The sequence below is a fragment of the Neptunomonas sp. XY-337 genome, from assembly GCF_004959845.1.
Lineage (GTDB): Bacteria > Pseudomonadota > Gammaproteobacteria > Pseudomonadales > Balneatricaceae > Neptunomonas > Neptunomonas marina.
Genome location: NZ_SPLL01000002.1, coordinates 34,753 through 52,687, shown reverse-complemented (window position 1 = coordinate 52,687; position 17,935 = coordinate 34,753). Strand labels below are relative to the sequence as shown.

Below are 17,935 nucleotides of genomic sequence, written 5' to 3'. Positions count from 1 at the left end.
GTGGATATTAAAGAAAATACAAACACCTCTTTCACTCCTAACAACGGCACACTGGACACACCACAGCAACAAACGTTGCGTGACAGCGTTCAATCGTCATTAGGCCACTACTTTAAGCAATTGGATGGCCAACCAACGACTGACGTCTATCAGATGGTATTAGCCGAAGTGGAAGCGCCTCTGTTTGAAACAGTGATGGCATATACCAAGGACAATCAAACCAAGGCATCAGAGCTTCTGGGTTTAAATCGCGGTACATTGCGCAAGAAGCTTAAGCAGTACGGACTTCTGTAAATCAACCTTCCAACGATAGTGACAACACCATGGCCGAGCAGAACTACACTCCCATCCGACGCGCCCTAATCAGCGTCTCTGACAAAACCGGTATTGTTGAATTTGCCCGCGAGCTAAACGCTCAAGGCGTCGAAATTCTCTCTACAGGTGGTACCTATAAGCTACTGTGCGACAACCAAATTCCAGCGGTTGAAGTATCAGACTACACAGGTTTTCCAGAGATGATGGATGGCCGAGTCAAGACCCTGCACCCGAAAGTACATGGCGGTATTTTGGGTCGCCGTGGTCAGGATGATGACGTGATGAACGCTCACGGCATCAACCCTATCGACATGGTTGTGGTTAACCTGTACCCCTTCGAGTCGACCATTGCTCGCCCTGATTGCGACCTCCCGATGGCGATCGAAAACATCGATATTGGCGGACCGACCATGGTGCGTTCAGCAGCGAAAAACCACAAAGATGTCGCTATCGTCGTCAATGCTTCGAGCTACGATGTAGTATTGGCTGAGCTACAAGCAAACCAAGGTTTGTCTATGAAGACGCGCTTTGACCTCGCCGTGCAAGCGTTTGAACATACCGCTAAATACGACGGCATGATCGCAAACTACCTGGGCGCGATTGTCGAAGACGAAACTCATGAAGTAGCCGCAGACTTCCCACGCACTTTCAATACTCAGTTCGTGAAAGCGCAAGACATGCGTTACGGAGAAAACCCACATCAGCGCGCTGCGTTCTATGTGGAGTCCAACCCAGCCGAAGCGAGCATTGCAACAGCACGACAACTGCAAGGTAAGGCGCTGTCTTACAACAACGTTGCAGATACCGACGCTGCGCTGGAGTGCGTTAAACCATTCCGTGAGCCTGCGTGCGTTATCGTCAAGCATGCCAACCCGTGCGGTGTAGCCATCGGTAGCGATATCCTAGAGGCGTACAACCTTGCTTTCCAAACCGACCCAACATCAGCGTTTGGTGGCATCATCGCGTTTAACCGTGAACTCGATGCACAAACCGCTGCGGCGATTGTTGAGCGCCAATTTGTTGAAGTCATTATCGCGCCATCGGTCTCTCAAGAAGCATCTGATATCGTGGCCGCTAAGCCTAACGTCCGTTTGCTAGCATGTGGCGAATGGGATGCGGTACGTGCAGCAGGTTTTGACTATAAGCGCGTTAATGGTGGACTGTTGGTGCAAGACCGCGACTTAGGCATGGTCGATGCATCTGAGCTTAAAGTGGTGACGCAGCAAGCGCCTTCTGAGCAACAAATCCGTGACCTGCTGTTCTGTTGGGAAGTGGCAAAATTCGTTAAGTCCAATGCTATTGTGTACGCTAAAAACGGCCAAACGATTGGTATCGGTGCAGGCCAAATGAGCCGCGTTTACAGCGCAAAAATAGCGGGCATTAAAGCCGCTGACGAAGGTTTGGAAGTACGTGGTTCAGTCATGGCTTCTGATGCATTTTTCCCATTCCGTGACGGCATCGATGCCGCAGCAGCAGCGGGCATCAGCGCGATCATTCAACCGGGTGGTTCAATGCGTGATCAGGAAGTGATTGACGCAGCAAATGAGCATGGCATGGCGATGGTATTCACTGGCATGCGCCACTTCCGCCACTAATCAAAGCTCGCATTCCATATAACGGCCGCTGCACTGCAGCGGCACGAATATAGGCAGATTTTACAATGAAAGTACTCGTAATTGGTTCTGGTGGTCGTGAACATGCACTGGCATGGTCTGCTGCAAAAGATACGCGCGTCAGCGATGTATTTGTTGCTCCAGGTAACGCAGCAACTGCGCTTGAAGATAAAATGCAAAACGTCGCTATCGATGTAATGGATATCGATGGGCTACTCGACTTTGCGGCCTCAAACGCTATCGACTTAACGATTGTTGGTCCTGAAGCACCGCTAGTTGCCGGCGTCGTCGATAAATTCCGCGCAGCAGGCCTGGCGATCTTTGGTCCAACCGCTGGCGCAGCTCAACTCGAGGGCTCTAAGGCATTCACCAAAGACTTCCTCGCACGCCAACAGATCCCAACTGCTGAGTATCAAAACTTTACCGAGATCGAACCTGCATTGGCGTACGTTCGCGAAAAAGGCGCGCCGATTGTTGTTAAGGCAGACGGCTTAGCGGCGGGTAAAGGCGTAATCGTTGCCATGACACTGGAAGAAGCAGAAGCGGCGATCAAAGACATGTTAGCTGGAAACGCCTTCGGTGATGCGGGCAGCCGCGTTGTCATCGAAGAGTTTTTAGATGGCGAAGAAGCTTCTTACATCGTTATGGTTGATGGTGACAACGTATTGCCCATGGCAACAAGCCAAGACCATAAGCGTGTGGGCAATGGTGATACAGGCCTCAATACCGGCGGTATGGGCGCGTACTCCCCTGCTCCTGTCGTCACAGCTGAAATTGACCAACGCGTTATGGATGAAGTGATCATGCCAACCGTTAACGGCATGAAGGCTGAAGGTAACGAATACACCGGTTTCCTTTACGCAGGCCTTATGATCATGGCAGATGGCACGCCAAAAGTGATCGAGTACAACTGCCGTTTTGGTGATCCAGAAACACAGCCCATTATGCTGCGTTTAAAATCTAGCTTGGTGGCGTTGTGCGAAGCCGCGCTCGCTAAGAAGCTTGATAGCACAACAGCCGAATGGGATATACGCCGCTCAGTAGGCGTTGTTATGGCAGCCGGTGGTTATCCTGGCAGTTACGATAAAGGCGCGGTGATCAGCTTCCCTGAGCAAGAGCCAGAGGGCACCAAAATTTTCCATGCCGGTACCCAGCAAAACGATGCGGGAGAGGTGGTTACTGCTGGCGGGCGTGTTTTGTGTGTGACAGCACTTGGCGACACCGTTACCGAAGCTCAACAACGCGCTTATGCGCTAGTCGAGCAAACGGGCTGGCAAGATGCCTATTACCGTACGGATATCGCTTACCGTGCCATCGCACGCGAAAGCGAATCCTAATCAACAAAAGCCACCGCAAGGTGGCTTTTCTGTATCTAACTACGCAATTACCGCTATAATCGGCAAGCAATATTGTTGCAGGACGCGGCAAGCTTGCTACGATGTAAAACGTTGTAACTCGTTAATTTATAAAAAGATAGCGCTTCATGGATATTAAACCCACTCGGATTGCCCTACTGATCAGCCTAGCCTTGGCTGGCACCTACAGCCACAGTGCAGAGCAGACCTACTGCAACGATAACAGCGGTGCCTGTGATAAAGCTTTGGAACAAGGCGTTAGTGCTAAATCGCTCGCTTCAACGGACGAAGCATGGATGAACGGTAAGCTTAGAGAGATCAAAGCTTGGCTACATCAAGAGAAAGGCACAGGCACAGCGACTGAGCAACTACCCAGCACAACCGACCTCAAGTCGGCGATTCCTGCTAGTTCGCAAATTTCAGTACGGGACCCTCAAGCAGAAGATCCTGAGTTGATGCGTATCGAAGCCCTATCACAGGCGGGTAATCATCGTGGTGCGATGTCGGCAATTAACAGCTTTTTAGCAAACAATCCCGACAGCTTAGAGGGTCAGCTGACCAAAAGCCTTGTGCTCAATAAGATGGGCCAGCACAAAGAAGCTGAAGCACTACTAAAAACCAGTATCCGCAACAACCCGAACTCTCCAGAGCTTTACAACAACCTTGCTGTGCTTTACGCCGAGCAAGGCAATCACGGTAAAGCGATTGAAACACTGCTGAAAGCGTTCAGTACTCACCCGACTTATGCACAAGTGCATCAAAATCTGCGCGAACTGTACGCCACCGTTGCTTCACAAGCATACAACCGAGCGCTTGATATCAAAGATGAGACTGAAACACCCAACCTTGTCATGCTGCGCCGTGCTGCCGACAGTACACCGAAGCCGCTAAACTATGAACCAGCAGCTGTGGCCATGCAGCCCGCCCAAGTCGCTACTGCACCTAAAACGACAGTAGCAACAGCGCCGGTTGTAAAGCCTGCGCCTGTGGCTAAACCTGAAGTCATCAAACAGCCAGCAGCGCCTGTTAAACCCGTCAAAACGGTTGAACCTGCGGTTGTCGAAGTCACTAAACCGGTCATTAAAACACCTGTAAATACAGTGACTACTGCGCCGACCAAAACGCAAGCGCCAAAGCCAGACACCGCATTAGAAGTACAACGCATTCGTGAAGCGATTGCCGCGGTACGCAGCTGGGCATCGGCATGGGAGCAACAAAATGTCGATGGTTACCTAGATGCATACGCTAATGGCTATCGACCCGGCAATGGTTTATCTCACCAAGCCTGGCGAGCCCAGCGTAAGCAGCGCCTCAACAAACCGAGCTTTATCAAAATTGAGTTATCTGCTGTAACTGCTCGAATCGAAGGCGATTCAACAGCAGTCGTGACCTTTAATCAGGCCTACCGCTCTAACACTTATCGCGACAACACACGCAAGCAAATCACGCTAAAGCAGAGCCCAACTGGCTGGAAAATCATCAAAGAAGCCTCACTCTAAGAGGCTTCATCACCTACAGGTCTGACATCAAGATTTAGCTCGTCCATGATAAAGAAGCGCTCTCCTACTGGCAGGATAAGGAGCGCTTTGTGGGTATTGTCTTGATAATTGGGCGAGCGATAGAGCTGCCAAAACTCCACGCGATATCCACCTTCCGTTTTGCTAAACGTCAACGGCCCTAATTCAATCCGGATCCACTCTGGGGAAAGCAGACGCTCAGTACGCCAATTCCGCCACTGGGTAGCCGACATGTGTTGATATGCACTGTAAGCGGGTAGATAGAAACTAAAGTACGCCTCAATATCCCGCTGCTGCCACGCCCGCGACCAATCCATCACCAAGCTCGTCAATGCCGCTGTCGGTATGTTAGCGATAGGCGCCTCTTCCCGAACCACTGGCTGATGGCTAATAGACGTCGATTTGACTATCGCGTTTTCAGGCAGCTTGGGTTCGTCCGGTACAGCAAGGTACCCATAAAGACTAGCTGCCGTTAGCAGCGGTATAACTCCTGCTGCTAGCCTGTAGGCCAATGGACGTGGGCGGGGTTTTGTCGAAACGGGCCGCTCTAACTGCACAACTCGCTGGCGAAGCTCGGTAAACTGAGGATCAGCAAGCTGTGCTAACTCCCCTTCCAAAATAACTTTCAGGGCAAATTGGCAATCGGCATTGAGTGGAGATAAAGACAACAGCTCAGCAAGCTCGGCTGTGTTGCAGTCGGCTAAACGGAGTATCAGCCATGCACCACCACCCGCTTCGGCCCAGCGATTTAGATAAAACGCTCGATACTCTGGCGCAACGTTGGGCAAGCCTAATTGCTCAAACACCGCACTTACCAACCCCTGTTGAGCATCAGGGCGCATGATCGTGAGCGCGTGGCCCTCTAACGCTGATTCTAAACCTGCCATTCGGGCGCTAGGCACCAGAGCCACGCCATATTCGGGTAAGACCCGCTGCAGAAAAGCCGCATCATTGACGGCTAAAGCGTTGGTTTTAAGATTGGGTTGTTCCGCATGAAAGAACAGGCTGGTGTGTCGGCTACTCACTTACGGAATACCTTGGGACGGCTCCCCTTCGTAAGCGATCTTCCAGCGTCCTCCCTCTTTAACCCAATACTGGCGTTTGATGGAATCGCTGTGGTAGTTATCCGACTTATAATGCTGCTCGAAAGAGGCAACCATCAGGTTAGGATCATTCGGGTAACGGAATAAGCTCACTTTGTTCAGTTTGACATCAATGTAGCTTTTCGCACCGTTAACACGCTGCTTGTGTTTGGAAAACGCGGAGAAGCCTTTGCTGCCATCGCTAAACGAGGTGGAGTAATGCGCAATATACTGATCATGCAAACGGCTCTCCCAGTCGCTACGCCATGCTTCGAGAACCGCTGTCATCTCTTTCTGCTGTTGCTGCCATTGTGCCACGGGTATCCAGTTAAAGTGTTCACCTATCAGCACCGGCGTGTTCTTAATATCGACCAGTTTATCGAGTTCCAGAAAGTCAGGGTTGGTCAATGATACACAGCCCTCACTTGCCAACGGCGGACGGCTATAGGTGTTCACCGGTGAGCCATGCACCCAAATACCACTGCCCGTGCGGCCATGGCGCTTATCCCACACATTCGGGTAGTTGATCGGCAGCGCTCCGGAGCCGTAACGCTGTGGAAGGTCCTTATCAAGCAAACGCTTCGTGACAAAGTAAACACCAAGCGGCGTTTTTAGGTCGCCACGCTTCTCTTTAACAACACCTCCGCGGCCATAAGAGGCGTAGTAATCTTTCACTACACGCGGCGTACCGTTGTGATTTTCGATCACAAAGAGGCGCGACAAGCCGGTATCTACCGCCAGCAGGTATCGCTGGTCTTCGCTCATCTTAATCAGGCTAGATGGAATCAAACCGGCTTGCGGTTTCTTGCTCTCCATCTGCAAACGCGCACGCGCCTCGGCAATTAAGCCCTCAATCTCTTTTTGGCGTTTCGCTAAATTGCTACCCACTTGCCCTAGAGGATTTACTTGTGCGGCTAACAGGTCAGCATAAACCAACTGCGCTAAACGAAAATCAGGGCGAATCTCGGTAAGCTCGCGAAACTGCTCCAAGGCGGAATCAAAATCACGCGTTGAAAGCGACTGCAAGCCCTGAATCAAAAGCTCTTCATTTCCCTCAGAAACACCATAATCCGGCGCTGCTGACGTATTTAACGATGCCACTAAAAGACACCCTGATAAGAGAATCGCTACTTTTTTCATCAACACCCTGTTATACCGACTTTACCGTTTATATCGCGTGGATTGACAACATTTAACCACCATTTATCCGTTAATCACAGCAATAACCTGTGATCCGCTCAACAGCGTAGCCAACGGACATACCTTAGAAAAATAGTCAGAAATGCTTCAATGCACAAAATTACCACAATCTGAACGCCTGTTTGAACAGCCATGCGCTGAAAAACCCCATACATTGACTATTTTGCAGCGCAAAAATTCGGCGTCGATTCAAATAATTAGCTCTCTTTCGCTCGGAACTTTCTGATTTCTTGTGCTATCCAGAGTAATACAGGGCGGCCAAAAGCCGCTTTTGCATATCAGCTCGTTTTCCACCGCACGAAACCAACGGAGGACCCCGTTATGTTTACCCAGATGGAAACAGCAGGCATTGCAGAGAACCATCTCTACCACGATCACGCGACCGGCTTGCGCGCGATTATTGCCATACACTCGACGCGCCTAGGACCAGCGATTGGTGGTTGCCGTTTTATTCCATACGATCATGAAAGCGATGCCATCGCCGATGCCATGCGCCTTGCAAAAGGTATGAGCTACAAAGCCGCACTGGCAGGGTTACCCCATGGGGGCGGTAAGTCAGTCATCATAAAGCCCGAAGGGGCAATGGATCGAACAGCGCTGATGCAAGCGTTTGGGCGCTTTATCGATACGCTGCAGGGGCGCTACATCACCGCCATGGACAGCGGCACACTCACATCCGATATGGACGCTATTGCCACCAGCACACCCTGGGTGACCTGCACAACAACCTTTGGAGACCCTGGCCCCTTTACCGCACGTGGCGTAGTACGTGGCATGATGGCCGCAGTCGAGCATAGGCTTGGCACCCAAACACTCGCTGGAATGCATGTTGCGATTCAGGGGCTTGGCAATGTGGGCATGGCAGTGGCGCAGCTGCTCCATCAACACGGCGCACGTCTCACCGTAACCGATATCAATCCAGCACTGGTTGCCAGCGCCGCCAGCCGCTTTGGAGCCGCAACGGTGATGCCCGATGCAATTTACAGCGTTGCGGCGGATATCTTCTGCCCTTGTGGCTTAGGTGGAGTGCTCAACCCCACAACGATTGATGCACTGAACGTTTCAGTGGTGGCAGGCTCTGCGAATAACCAACTGACCAGTACCGCTGCGGGTGAACAGTTGCATGATAAGGGTATCTTGTACGCGCCAGATTATGTGATCAACGCTGGTGGATTGATCTACGTCGCACTCAAACACACCCACACTCCACAAGAGGCGATCAGCGCCCAAACTGATGCGATTCAAGAGACACTCAGCGCGCTGTTTACCGATGCCGAAACCGCAGGCCAAGCGCCCTTTCTTATCGCCGACGCAAAAGCTGAACAAGTGATCGCAAAAGGGTTAGCCACTGAACCGACGAGGGCTTTCGCATGAAGACACAATATGAAGGCAAGATCACACTCACTGAGTATCTAGCACCGTCAGGCGAACTACTGCACCCATTGCCCGATACCGCACCTGATCGCGAGACACTACTGCGCTACTACGAAAAGATGGTACTCGCGCGCCAGTTCGACAACAAAGCGATAGCCCTGCAACGCACGGGGCAACTCGGTACCTACGCCTCCCTTGCAGGTAGTGAAGCGATTGATGTTGTGACAGCGCTGCAGATGACCCAAAGCGATGTACTGGTGCCCTACTACCGAAACCACATCATGCAGCACCTCAGAGGGATGGATCTTGCTGATGTACTGCTTTACTGGGGTGGCGATGAACGCGGCAACAGTGCAGAAGCTCAGCATCAAGACCTCCCTAACTGCGTCCCCATTGCGACGCAGTGTTTACACGCCTGTGGCGTTGCGACAGCGATTAAATATCGCGAAGAGGCACGTGCTGTAGTAACGGTCTTAGGCGATGGCGCCACATCAAAGGGGGATTTTTTAGAGGCGCTCAATGTAGCAGGTATTTGGCAACTTCCTGTTGTATTTATCATTAACAACAACCAATGGGCGATCTCCGTACCACGCGCGTTACAAACCATCGCCCCCACCTTGGCGCAAAAGGCACTCGGGGCCGGTATTCGTGGCGAACAGGTGGATGGTAATGATGTCTTCGCCATGCACGAGCGAGTCTCTCAAGCGCTTGAGCGAGCACGCTCCGGCAAAGGGCCAACGGTCATCGAAGCGGTTAGTTATCGTTTATCAGATCACACCACCGCCGATGATGCGACGCGCTACCGCTCCCCTGATGCACTCAAGACCGGTTGGGAACGAGAACCCATCAAACGGCTACAAACATACCTGCACCAGCAAGGCGCCTGGGATGCAGAGCAGGAGCAAGCGCTACAAAACACTGTCGCCGATGCGATCCAGCAAGCGGTGGATCGCTACCTAGCAACGCCGGCACAGCCGGTTGCGTCGATGTTCGAACACCTCTACGCAGACATGCCACGTTCACTCCGCCAGCAGCGAGATATCGCCGTTGCGCGGGAGGAGGAAACCTCATGAATACATTAGCAACCACGGCCCAACTCACTGAACCGCTTAGCATGGTTGATGCGGTCAATTTAGCCCTACACCGTGCCATGCGCGAGGATGCTGATGTCGTTCTACTCGGAGAAGATATCGGCCCAAATGGTGGCGTATTTCGTGCCACTGCAGACCTGCGCACCGCGTTTGGTGAGAAGCGGGTCATCGATACACCGCTGGCGGAAAACATGATCGCGGGTCTAACCGTCGGCATGGCAACACAGGGCCTCAAACCAGTGGCCGAAATTCAGTTTATGGGATTTATCTTTCCTGCCATGGAACACATCATCTGCCACGCTGCGCGCATGCGAAACCGCACACGTGGCCGTTTAAGTTGCCCGTTGGTGATTCGCGCTCCGTTCGGTGGTGGTATTCATGCGCCCGAGCACCATTCAGAGAGCACCGAAGCACTGTTTGCTCACACGCCGGGTTTGCGTGTTGTTATCCCCTCATCACCACAACGTGCTTATGGTTTGCTGCTCGCGGCGATTCGCTGCCCCGACCCTGTTATCTTCTTGGAGCCGAAGCGGATCTATCGCAGCCACAATCAGCAGATCAAAGATGATGGTGAGGCGCTACCGTTAGATACCTGTTTCACACTGCGTGAAGGTCAGGATGTCACGCTCATCAGTTGGGGCGCAATGATCAAAGAGACGCTCGCCGCAGCGGATCAGCTGCTTAGCGAAGGGGTCGAATGTGAAGTGATCGATATTGCCACGGTGAGCCCGCTCGACCGCGACACACTGCTCGCCTCTGTCAGTAAAACAGGCCGCTGTGTCATCGTGCAGGAAGCGCCGCAAAACTGCTCGGTTGGTTCAGAGATTGCCAGCATGATGGCCACCGAGGCGCTATTCGACCTTAGAGCGCCGGTGGCGCGGGTATCGGGCTACGACACCGTGATGCCCTATTTCCGACTTGAGCAGCACTACATGCCGCAAACCGATCAGATTGTGACGGCCGTCAAACAGACAATGGAGTTCAGCTGATATGAAATACTTCAAACTACCCGATTTAGGCGAAGGGCTTCCCGAAGCGGAGATTGTCGAGTGGCACGTAAAAGCGGGCGATAGCGTCTCTGTTGATCAGCTCTTAGTATCCGTGGAAACCGCAAAAGCGGTGGTGGATGTGCCCTCTCCTGTAGATGGAGTGATCGCTCACCTTTTTGGTGCCGAAGGGGACTCAATCCATACCGGTGAGCCTCTGGTGGAGTTTGTCAGCGACGCTGACGACGATACCGGTACGGTGGTCGGCACGCTGTCGCAGGCTGAGCAAACCGGTGAAGATCACTTTATTATCGGTGCATCCCCAAGTACCCGCGCGCATCAACAGCAGCGCACAACGCCAGCTGTGCGAGCCTTAGCCCAGCGGCTTGCGATTGACTTAGACACCCTGCAAGGTTCAGGCCCCGGCGGTGTGGTAACCATGTCTGATCTTGAGCAGGCGTCGCGCCTTAATAGCCAGTTTGGTGCCCCCAAAAAACTCAAAGGGGTGCGCAAGCAGATGGCTATCAATATGGCGGCATCTCATGAGCAAGTGGTGCCCGTATCCCTGTTCGATGACGCTGATATCTCTGAATGGCCAGACAATACAGATATCACGATGCGCTTGATCCAAGCGCTTGCTCACGCCTGTAAAGAGGTGCCGCTGCTTAACAGTTGGTTTGACGGCCAGCAACTCGCGCTACGCCAGCACGACAGTATCGATTTAGGGGTTGCCGTCGATACCGAAAAAGGGCTTTTCGTACCGGTACTGCGTGATATCGGCAAACGCAGCGAAGAGGATCTCAGAGAGGGTTTAAACCGGCTCCGCGCTGACGTTGAGGCCCGCACGATCCCACCCAAAGAGCTGCAGGGGGCGACGATTACGCTCTCTAACTTCGGAACATTAGCTGGCCGCTATGCGACCCCGATCATTGTTCCACCGCAAGTGGCCATCATTGGTGCCGGAGTCATCCGAAAAGCACCGGTGGTGCGTAACGAGAATATCACTGCAGGTCGAATCTTGCCGGTCTCACTCACGTTTGATCATCGCGTGGCCACAGGCGGCGAAGCAGCACGTTTCTTGAAAGCTTTTATCCACCACTTAGAGGGTGTTTAGCCAAGCACTGAACCACCCTCTTTGCTAGGTATCTAATAAGTTAAGTTAATAAAAACTGGACATTTTTTATTCAATTGATAGGAAGACAGGGAAAAACCTGAACTACACTGAACATACTCGGCGAAAGAGATAATACGTGTCACACCATTAAAAGTTCGCCGCAGCAAGAGGGTAAATGCCATGAGTATTTTTGAGCACTACAAGTCGCGCTACTCCTCAACCGCACAAGAAGAGATGTCTCTTGATGAGTACCTCGAAATCTGTAAAAACGATCCTATGGCTTACGCGAGTTCCGCCGAGCGTATGCTCAAAGCGATCGGAGAACCTGAACTTGTCGACACCTCCCGCGATCCTCGCCTGAGCCGAATTTTTGCCAACAAAGTGATCAAACGTTATCCCGCGTTTGATGAATTTTACGGTACAGAAGAAGCGATCGAAAATGTCGTATCCTACTTTCGCCACGCCGCCCAAGGTCTTGAAGAGCGCAAGCAGATTCTTTACCTACTCGGCCCAGTGGGGGGTGGTAAATCATCACTAGCTGAGCGCTTGAAACACCTGATGGAAAAGATCCCCTTTTATGCCATCAAAGGCTCGCCTGTCTTTGAGTCTCCGCTTGGGTTATTTGATCCAGAAGAGGATGGTGACATCCTTGAGCAGGAGTACAAGATTCCAAAACGTTACCTCAAGGGCATTATGTCCCCTTGGGCCGTTAAGCGCTTGAACGAGTATGGTGGGGATATCTCTAAATTCCGGGTCGTTAAACTGTACCCGTCTATTTTAAATCAGACCGGCATCGCGAAAACGGAGCCGGGCGATGAGAACAACCAAGATATCTCGAGCCTTGTGGGTAAAGTGGATATCCGCAAGTTGGAAGAGTATCCACAACACGACCCTGATGCCTATAGCTTCTCGGGCGCGCTCTGCCGTGCTAACCAAGGCTTGATGGAGTTCGTCGAGATGTTTAAAGCGCCGATCAAGGTGCTTCACCCACTCTTGACCGCTACGCAAGAGGGCAACTACAACAGCACTGAAGGCATGGGTGCTATCCCTTACGACGGCATTATCTTGGCCCACTCGAATGAGTCTGAGTGGCAGTCATTTAAGAACAACAAAACCAACGAAGCCTTCATCGACCGGGTTTACATCGTCAAGGTACCTTACTGTGCACGCGTTTCCGAAGAGATCAAAATCTACGAGAAACTGCTGGAAAACAGCTCCCTGCGCGAGGCACCATGTGCCCCTGATACGCTCAATATGCTGGCGCAGTTCTCAATTTTGTCGCGCTTGAAGGACCCAGAGAACTCAAATCTCTACTCAAAAATGCGCGTTTACAACGGCGAGAACTTAAAAGACACCGACCCCAAAGCCAAATCAATGCAAGAGTACAAGGATATGGCAGGCGTCGATGAGGGTATGACCGGGCTATCGACCCGTTTCGCCTTCAAGATTCTTTCTAAGGTCTTCAACTTCGACCCCTCTGAGGTGGCCGCGAACCCTGTGCATTTGATGTATGTACTGGAGCGAGAGATCGAACAGCAGCAGTTCCCGCAAGAGGTGCAGGATAAATACGTTGCGTTTATCAAAGAGTACATCGCGCCTAAGTACATTGAGCTGCTCGGTAAAGAGATTCAAACCGCTTATCTTGAGTCATATTCTGAGTATGGCCAAAACGTGTTTGACCGCTACGTCACCTATGCAGATTTCTGGATTCAAGACCAAGAGTATCGCGATCCAGAAACCGGCGATATTTTGGATCGTCAGGCGATCAACGATGAGCTTGAGAAGATCGAAAAACCGGCAGGCATTAGCAACCCGAAAGACTTCCGTCATGAGATCGTCAACTTCGTCCTACGCGCCCGCGCTAACAACGATGGCAAAAACCCGTCGTGGATGAGTTACGAGAAGATGCGTACCGTTATCGAGAAGAAGATGTTCTCGAACACCGAAGATCTGCTACCGGTTATCTCCTTCAACGCTAAAGCATCGTCTGAAGAGCAGAACAAACACGGCGAATTTGTGAAGCGCATGATCGAAAGAGGATATACCGAGAAGCAAGTTCGCTTGCTGTCTGAATGGTATATCCGTGTGCGCAAGTCGCAGTAGCAGCCGCTGACTGATAAGGAGACCGAGCATGAGTTACATCATTGATCGGCGTCTCAATGGCAAGAAGAAAAGCACTGTGAATCGACAGCGCTTTCTTCGCCGTTACAAAAAGCAGATTAAGCGCGCCGTAGAAGACGCTATAAAAAATCGCTCCATTCAAGATATGGATCGCGGCAGTGAAATTACGATCCCTCGTAAAGACACTTCAGAGCCGTTCTTCCACCATGGTGCAGGCGGACAGCAAACGCGCATCTACCCTGGAAACAAGGAGTTCACAACGGGCGACGAGTTTGATCGCCCGCAAGGAGGTGGCGGTGGTGGCGGCTCGGGCCAAGGCCAAGCCAGTAATCAAGGCGGAGGCGAAGATGACTTCACCTTCACCATTGATCAAGAGGAGTTTCTGGACTTTATGTTTGAAGATCTTGAGCTGCCCTACTTGGTTAAGAAGCAACTCAAGGATTCAAAGCAGTTTGAATTACGCCGTGCCGGTTTTACCCAAACCGGCTCACCCGACAAGCTCAATGTGGTGCGTTCGTTACGTGCGGCTCATGCCCGACGTATTGCGCTGGGTGGGAGTCATAAAGCAGAGGTGCGAGAACTTCGCAAACAGCTTTGGGCGCTGGAGTCCGAAGCTCCCTCTGATGAGAGCAAACTGCAAATAGAAGCGCTTAAAGAGCAGATTAAAACGCTGACACAGAACCAAAAAAAGATACCGTTTATTGACGACTTTGACCTGCGCTTTAACAACACAGTAAGGGTCCCAACCCCATCTAGCAAAGCCGTTATGTTCTGCTTAATGGATGTATCTGGGTCGATGACGCAGACCATCAAAGAGATCGCAAAGCGCTTTTTTATTCTCCTCTACATGTTTTTAAACCGAAACTACAAACATATTGAAGTGGTGTTTATTCGCCATCACACCCACGCTAAAGAGGTGGACGAGCAAGAGTTTTTCTACTCTCGGGAGACTGGCGGCACCATCGTTTCCAGTGCGCTAGAGCTGGCGGCTGAAGTACTTGAGGAACGCTATCCTAACAATGACTGGAATGTATATGTGGCACAGGCGTCTGATGGAGATAACTGGGAAGGCGACTCGCAACGTTGCTCTGAGCTGCTGATCAAACGCATCCTACCGCTGGTTCAGTACTACGCATACGTGGAAATCACCAACGGTCCGCACCAAAACCTATGGGATGAGTACGAGGCTATCCACGAGCGTTTTCGTGATCAGTTTGCTATGCAACATATTGAAGACGTATCGGACATCTACCCGGTATTCCGCAAGCTCTTTGAGCGTAAAACGGAGGGGGCAGCATGAAGAAAAATAAACCGATTTCAACGGGGGCCGAGTGGACGTTTGAGCTCGTCGAGCGCTACGACCGTGAGATTGGCCGCGTTGCTGCAGAGTTTGGTTTAGATACCTACCCAAACCAAATCGAGATCATTACATCAGAGCAGATGATGGACGCATACGCCTCGGTCGGTATGCCCCTGAACTACCATCACTGGTCTTATGGTAAGCAATTTGTCGAAACCGAGCAGCGCTATCGACGCGGCCAAATGGGTCTGGCGTATGAGATCGTTATTAATTCAGACCCCTGTATCTCCTATCTAATGGAGGAGAACACCATGACGATGCAAGCGTTAGTGATCGCGCATGCATGTTATGGACATAACTCGTTTTTCAAAGGCAACTACCTATTCCGCACCTGGACGGATGCATCAGCCATTATCGACTATTTAGTATTCGCCAAAAGCTACATCGCTAAATGCGAAGAGCGACATGGTGTTGAAGAGGTCGAGGCTATTCTCGACTCCTGCCATGCGTTGATGAACTACGGTGTGAACCGCTATCAGCGGCCCAAACCACTGACCGCTGAAGAGGAAAAGGAACGCTTACGCGCGCGCGAAGAGTACAACCAGCGTCATATCAACATGCTGTGGAACACAATTCCGCGTAAAGAGAACGCCGACCAAGTCGAGGAGCAACCCCGCTTCCCAGCAGAACCGGAAGAAAATATTCTCTACTTTATCGAGAAGAATGCCCCGCTCTTAGAACCTTGGCAGCGTGAGATCGTACGTATCGTGCGCAAAGTCTCACAGTACTTTTATCCACAGAAGCAAACTCAAGTCATGAATGAAGGCTGGGCTTGTTTTTGGCACTACACGCTACTGCACCAGCTTTTTGATGAAGGCCTCGTCACTGATGGCTTTATGATGGAGTTTCTGCACTCTCACACGAGCGTAGTGTACCAACCAAGCTTCGACAGCCCCTACTTCTCGGGTATTAACCCGTACACGTTGGGCTATCACATGATGCAAGATATCAAGCGTATCTGCGAGTCACCGACCGCTGAAGACCGAGACTGGTTTCCCGAGTGGGCCGGCTCACCTTGGCAAGAGGTGTTAGATAACGCGATGCGGAACTATAAAGACGAAAGCTTTATCCAACAGTTTTTGTCACCACGTCTTATCAGAGAGCTAAAGCTCTTTTCAATTTTTGATGATTCGGACAAACCCACCCTCAAGGTTAATGCGATTCACGACGAAGGGGGTTACAAAAAGATTCGTGAAGACCTTGCAGCGCAGTACAACCTCGGTAACCGTGAGCCGAATATCCAAGTCTATAACGTCGATGTGCGCGGTAACCGCTCACTCACTCTGCGCCACTTTATGCACAATAATCGCCCACTTGGCGACGAAACTGACGAGGTCATGAAGCATATACACAGGCTTTGGGGATTCGATGTACATCTTGAATCTGTCACCCCAGATAATAGTGTGATCGAAACGTTCCACTGCCCTGCTCGCAGCTCGCTCATCCTAGAGTGAGCTGTCGTTTTTTCAGTCTGTCTAGTTGAGTGAGCGGATTAGCTATCGCTATACTGCCGAAAACAACACTAAAACGAGACAAGACCATGGATTGCCTTTTTTGTAAAATTATCGATAAGCAGATTCCCGCCGAGATCGTTTATGAGGACGATCTCGTACTCGCTTTTAAGGACATCTCTCCACAAGCACCGTTCCACGCACTCGTTATCCCTAAAAAGCACATCGCAACGCTGAATGACATCACCGAAGAAGATCGGGCTGTCGTTGGTCATATGGTGATGGTGGCGGGCAAAATTGCCAATGAGCAAGGGTTTGCCGAAGCCGGATACCGAACGGTATTTAACTGCAACCAAGATGGCGGCCAAACGGTCTATCATATCCATCTGCATGTATTAGGCGGCAAAGCGATGGGCTGGCCACCTTATCAAGAGACGCTAAAGCAGCCGATCAACTAACTAAAAGGACGCAAGGCAGATAGCGCAAAAATTGTTCAGTAGGTCTTCATACTAAAATCGCTAATATACGCCTGCCCTTGCAAAATGTTTGCTCCTCAAGCTGCAAGAGCGTGCAGTGGCAGTTTGGTAGAGGCGCTGTGGTCATACCGCAATCAGCACAAATCGCCTTGTTAGACAAACTGACATGAAGTCCTTAACTTTTCCTTTGCATCCTTATATTGCCCACCTTGTGTGGGCATTTTTTATCCTGTGATTAACAGAGCAGCTATTGTCCACATGACAAGCGCCACAAACAGCTCAACCCAGCGCCAATTCTTAGCCTGCCCAAGCCAACGTGATGCAAACTGCGCTGTCAGCGTTAACAAAATGAACCAGCTGACCGATGCAGCCATCGCTCCAAACCAGAAACCCATCCGCGCAGCACCTTCAAACTGGTTGCCAATCGAGCCAATCAGTACAACGGTATCTAGATAGACGTGGGGGTTTAGCAAGCTCACCGCCAACGTTGTTAATAGCGCCGTACGTAGATCTTGTGTCGCTTGCCCAGCAACCAGCGCGCTAGGGTTTAAAAAGGCCTTAAATGCCCCCCAACCATACCAAGCTAGAAACAGCGCGCCGCCGAAGCGAAGCAGGTCAACTAACGCTGGCCACGCCTGAATCAAAGCGCCAGCACCTAAGATGCCTGCACTAATCAGAACCATATCAATGACAATACATACCGTGGCCACTGGCCAGTGATTCTGGCGTTTTACACCCTGCGCCAAAACAAACGCATTTTGCGCACCAATCGCCATGATGAGCGCTCCCGCCGTTAGATAACCTTGAAGTAAGTAGCTTGTCATGATCTCTCCTCATCTGTTGGCAGCATGATGTGGGAACGCTAAAATTAAATCTATTT

Annotated in this window: 15 protein-coding genes; 12 read left to right on the top strand and 3 right to left on the bottom strand. The window is 51.3% G+C overall.

Translation table 11 applies throughout. The features are described 5' to 3' along the window. Positions 1-6 precede the first annotated feature (6 nt). From fis to E4L36_RS03890, 4 genes are all read left to right on the top strand, one after another. On the top strand, positions 7-294 hold the full coding sequence (fis, locus tag E4L36_RS03905; protein WP_206052671.1) for a DNA-binding transcriptional regulator Fis: 288 nt from the start codon (positions 7-9) through the stop codon (positions 292-294). Positions 295-323: 29 nt separating this feature from the next. Continuing rightward, positions 324-1,910 (top strand): bifunctional phosphoribosylaminoimidazolecarboxamide formyltransferase/IMP cyclohydrolase, encoded by a 1,587-nt coding sequence (purH, locus tag E4L36_RS03900; protein ID WP_127694310.1) that lies wholly within the window; start codon positions 324-326, stop codon positions 1,908-1,910. A 65-nt stretch (positions 1,911-1,975) separates the two neighbouring features. After that, positions 1,976-3,265 (top strand): phosphoribosylamine--glycine ligase, encoded by a 1,290-nt coding sequence (gene purD, locus E4L36_RS03895; RefSeq protein ID WP_136679317.1) that lies wholly within the window; start codon positions 1,976-1,978, stop codon positions 3,263-3,265. Between the two features lie 146 nt (positions 3,266-3,411). Next, positions 3,412-4,782, top strand: a complete 1,371-nt coding sequence (locus tag E4L36_RS03890) for a tetratricopeptide repeat protein (protein ID WP_136679316.1) — start codon at positions 3,412-3,414, stop codon at positions 4,780-4,782. Here E4L36_RS03890 and E4L36_RS03885 read toward each other — a convergent pair. Together E4L36_RS03885 and E4L36_RS03880 are read right to left on the bottom strand one after the other, a co-directional pair. Next, positions 4,779-5,825, bottom strand: a complete 1,047-nt coding sequence (locus tag E4L36_RS03885; protein ID WP_136679315.1) for a hypothetical protein — start codon at positions 5,823-5,825, stop codon at positions 4,779-4,781. The genes E4L36_RS03890 and E4L36_RS03885 overlap by 4 nt on opposite strands. Further along, complete coding sequence (locus E4L36_RS03880; RefSeq protein WP_240770668.1) at positions 5,826-6,983, bottom strand: L,D-transpeptidase family protein; 1,158 nt, start codon at positions 6,981-6,983, stop codon at positions 5,826-5,828. It lies immediately after the preceding gene. Between the two features lie 420 nt (positions 6,984-7,403). Between E4L36_RS03880 and E4L36_RS03875 the strand changes: the two genes are divergently transcribed. From E4L36_RS03875 to E4L36_RS03840, 8 genes are all read left to right on the top strand, one after another. Further along, complete coding sequence (locus tag E4L36_RS03875) at positions 7,404-8,456, top strand: amino acid dehydrogenase (RefSeq protein ID WP_136679313.1); 1,053 nt, start codon at positions 7,404-7,406, stop codon at positions 8,454-8,456. After that, positions 8,453-9,529 (top strand): pyruvate dehydrogenase (acetyl-transferring) E1 component subunit alpha, encoded by a 1,077-nt coding sequence (gene pdhA, locus E4L36_RS03870; RefSeq protein ID WP_136679312.1) that lies wholly within the window; start codon positions 8,453-8,455, stop codon positions 9,527-9,529. The genes E4L36_RS03875 and pdhA overlap by 4 nt, the downstream gene beginning before the upstream one ends. Then, entirely contained in the window at positions 9,526-10,536 is a 1,011-nt protein-coding gene (locus E4L36_RS03865; protein ID WP_136679311.1) for an alpha-ketoacid dehydrogenase subunit beta, read from the top strand. The genes pdhA and E4L36_RS03865 overlap by 4 nt, the downstream gene beginning before the upstream one ends. A 1-nt stretch (position 10,537) precedes the next feature. Next, positions 10,538-11,647, top strand: coding sequence for a dihydrolipoamide acetyltransferase family protein (locus tag E4L36_RS03860; RefSeq protein WP_136679310.1), 1,110 nt, complete (start codon positions 10,538-10,540; stop codon positions 11,645-11,647). Positions 11,648-11,827: 180 nt separating this feature from the next. Beyond that, the gene (locus E4L36_RS03855) at positions 11,828-13,750 is read left to right on the top strand and encodes a PrkA family serine protein kinase (RefSeq protein ID WP_127694319.1); all 1,923 of its coding nucleotides are present in this window, start codon (positions 11,828-11,830) and stop codon (positions 13,748-13,750) included. A gap of 28 nt (positions 13,751-13,778) precedes the next feature. Further along, complete coding sequence (locus E4L36_RS03850; RefSeq protein ID WP_136679309.1) at positions 13,779-15,068, top strand: YeaH/YhbH family protein; 1,290 nt, start codon at positions 13,779-13,781, stop codon at positions 15,066-15,068. Then, positions 15,065-16,582 carry a SpoVR family protein gene (locus tag E4L36_RS03845; protein ID WP_136679308.1) on the top strand — a complete coding sequence of 506 codons (1,518 nt, stop codon included), beginning with the start codon at positions 15,065-15,067 and terminating at the stop codon, positions 16,580-16,582. Before E4L36_RS03850 ends, E4L36_RS03845 begins: the two co-directional genes overlap by 4 nt. Before the next feature lie 86 nt (positions 16,583-16,668). Then, positions 16,669-17,037 (top strand): histidine triad nucleotide-binding protein, encoded by a 369-nt coding sequence (locus tag E4L36_RS03840; RefSeq protein ID WP_136679307.1) that lies wholly within the window; start codon positions 16,669-16,671, stop codon positions 17,035-17,037. A 242-nt stretch (positions 17,038-17,279) separates the two neighbouring features. Here the strand turns inward: E4L36_RS03840 and E4L36_RS03835 are convergent, their stop codons facing one another. After that, positions 17,280-17,879: a LysE/ArgO family amino acid transporter gene (locus E4L36_RS03835; RefSeq protein WP_127694323.1), complete on the bottom strand. Its 600-nt coding sequence runs from the start codon at positions 17,877-17,879 to the stop codon at positions 17,280-17,282. Positions 17,880-17,935 lie beyond the last annotated feature (56 nt).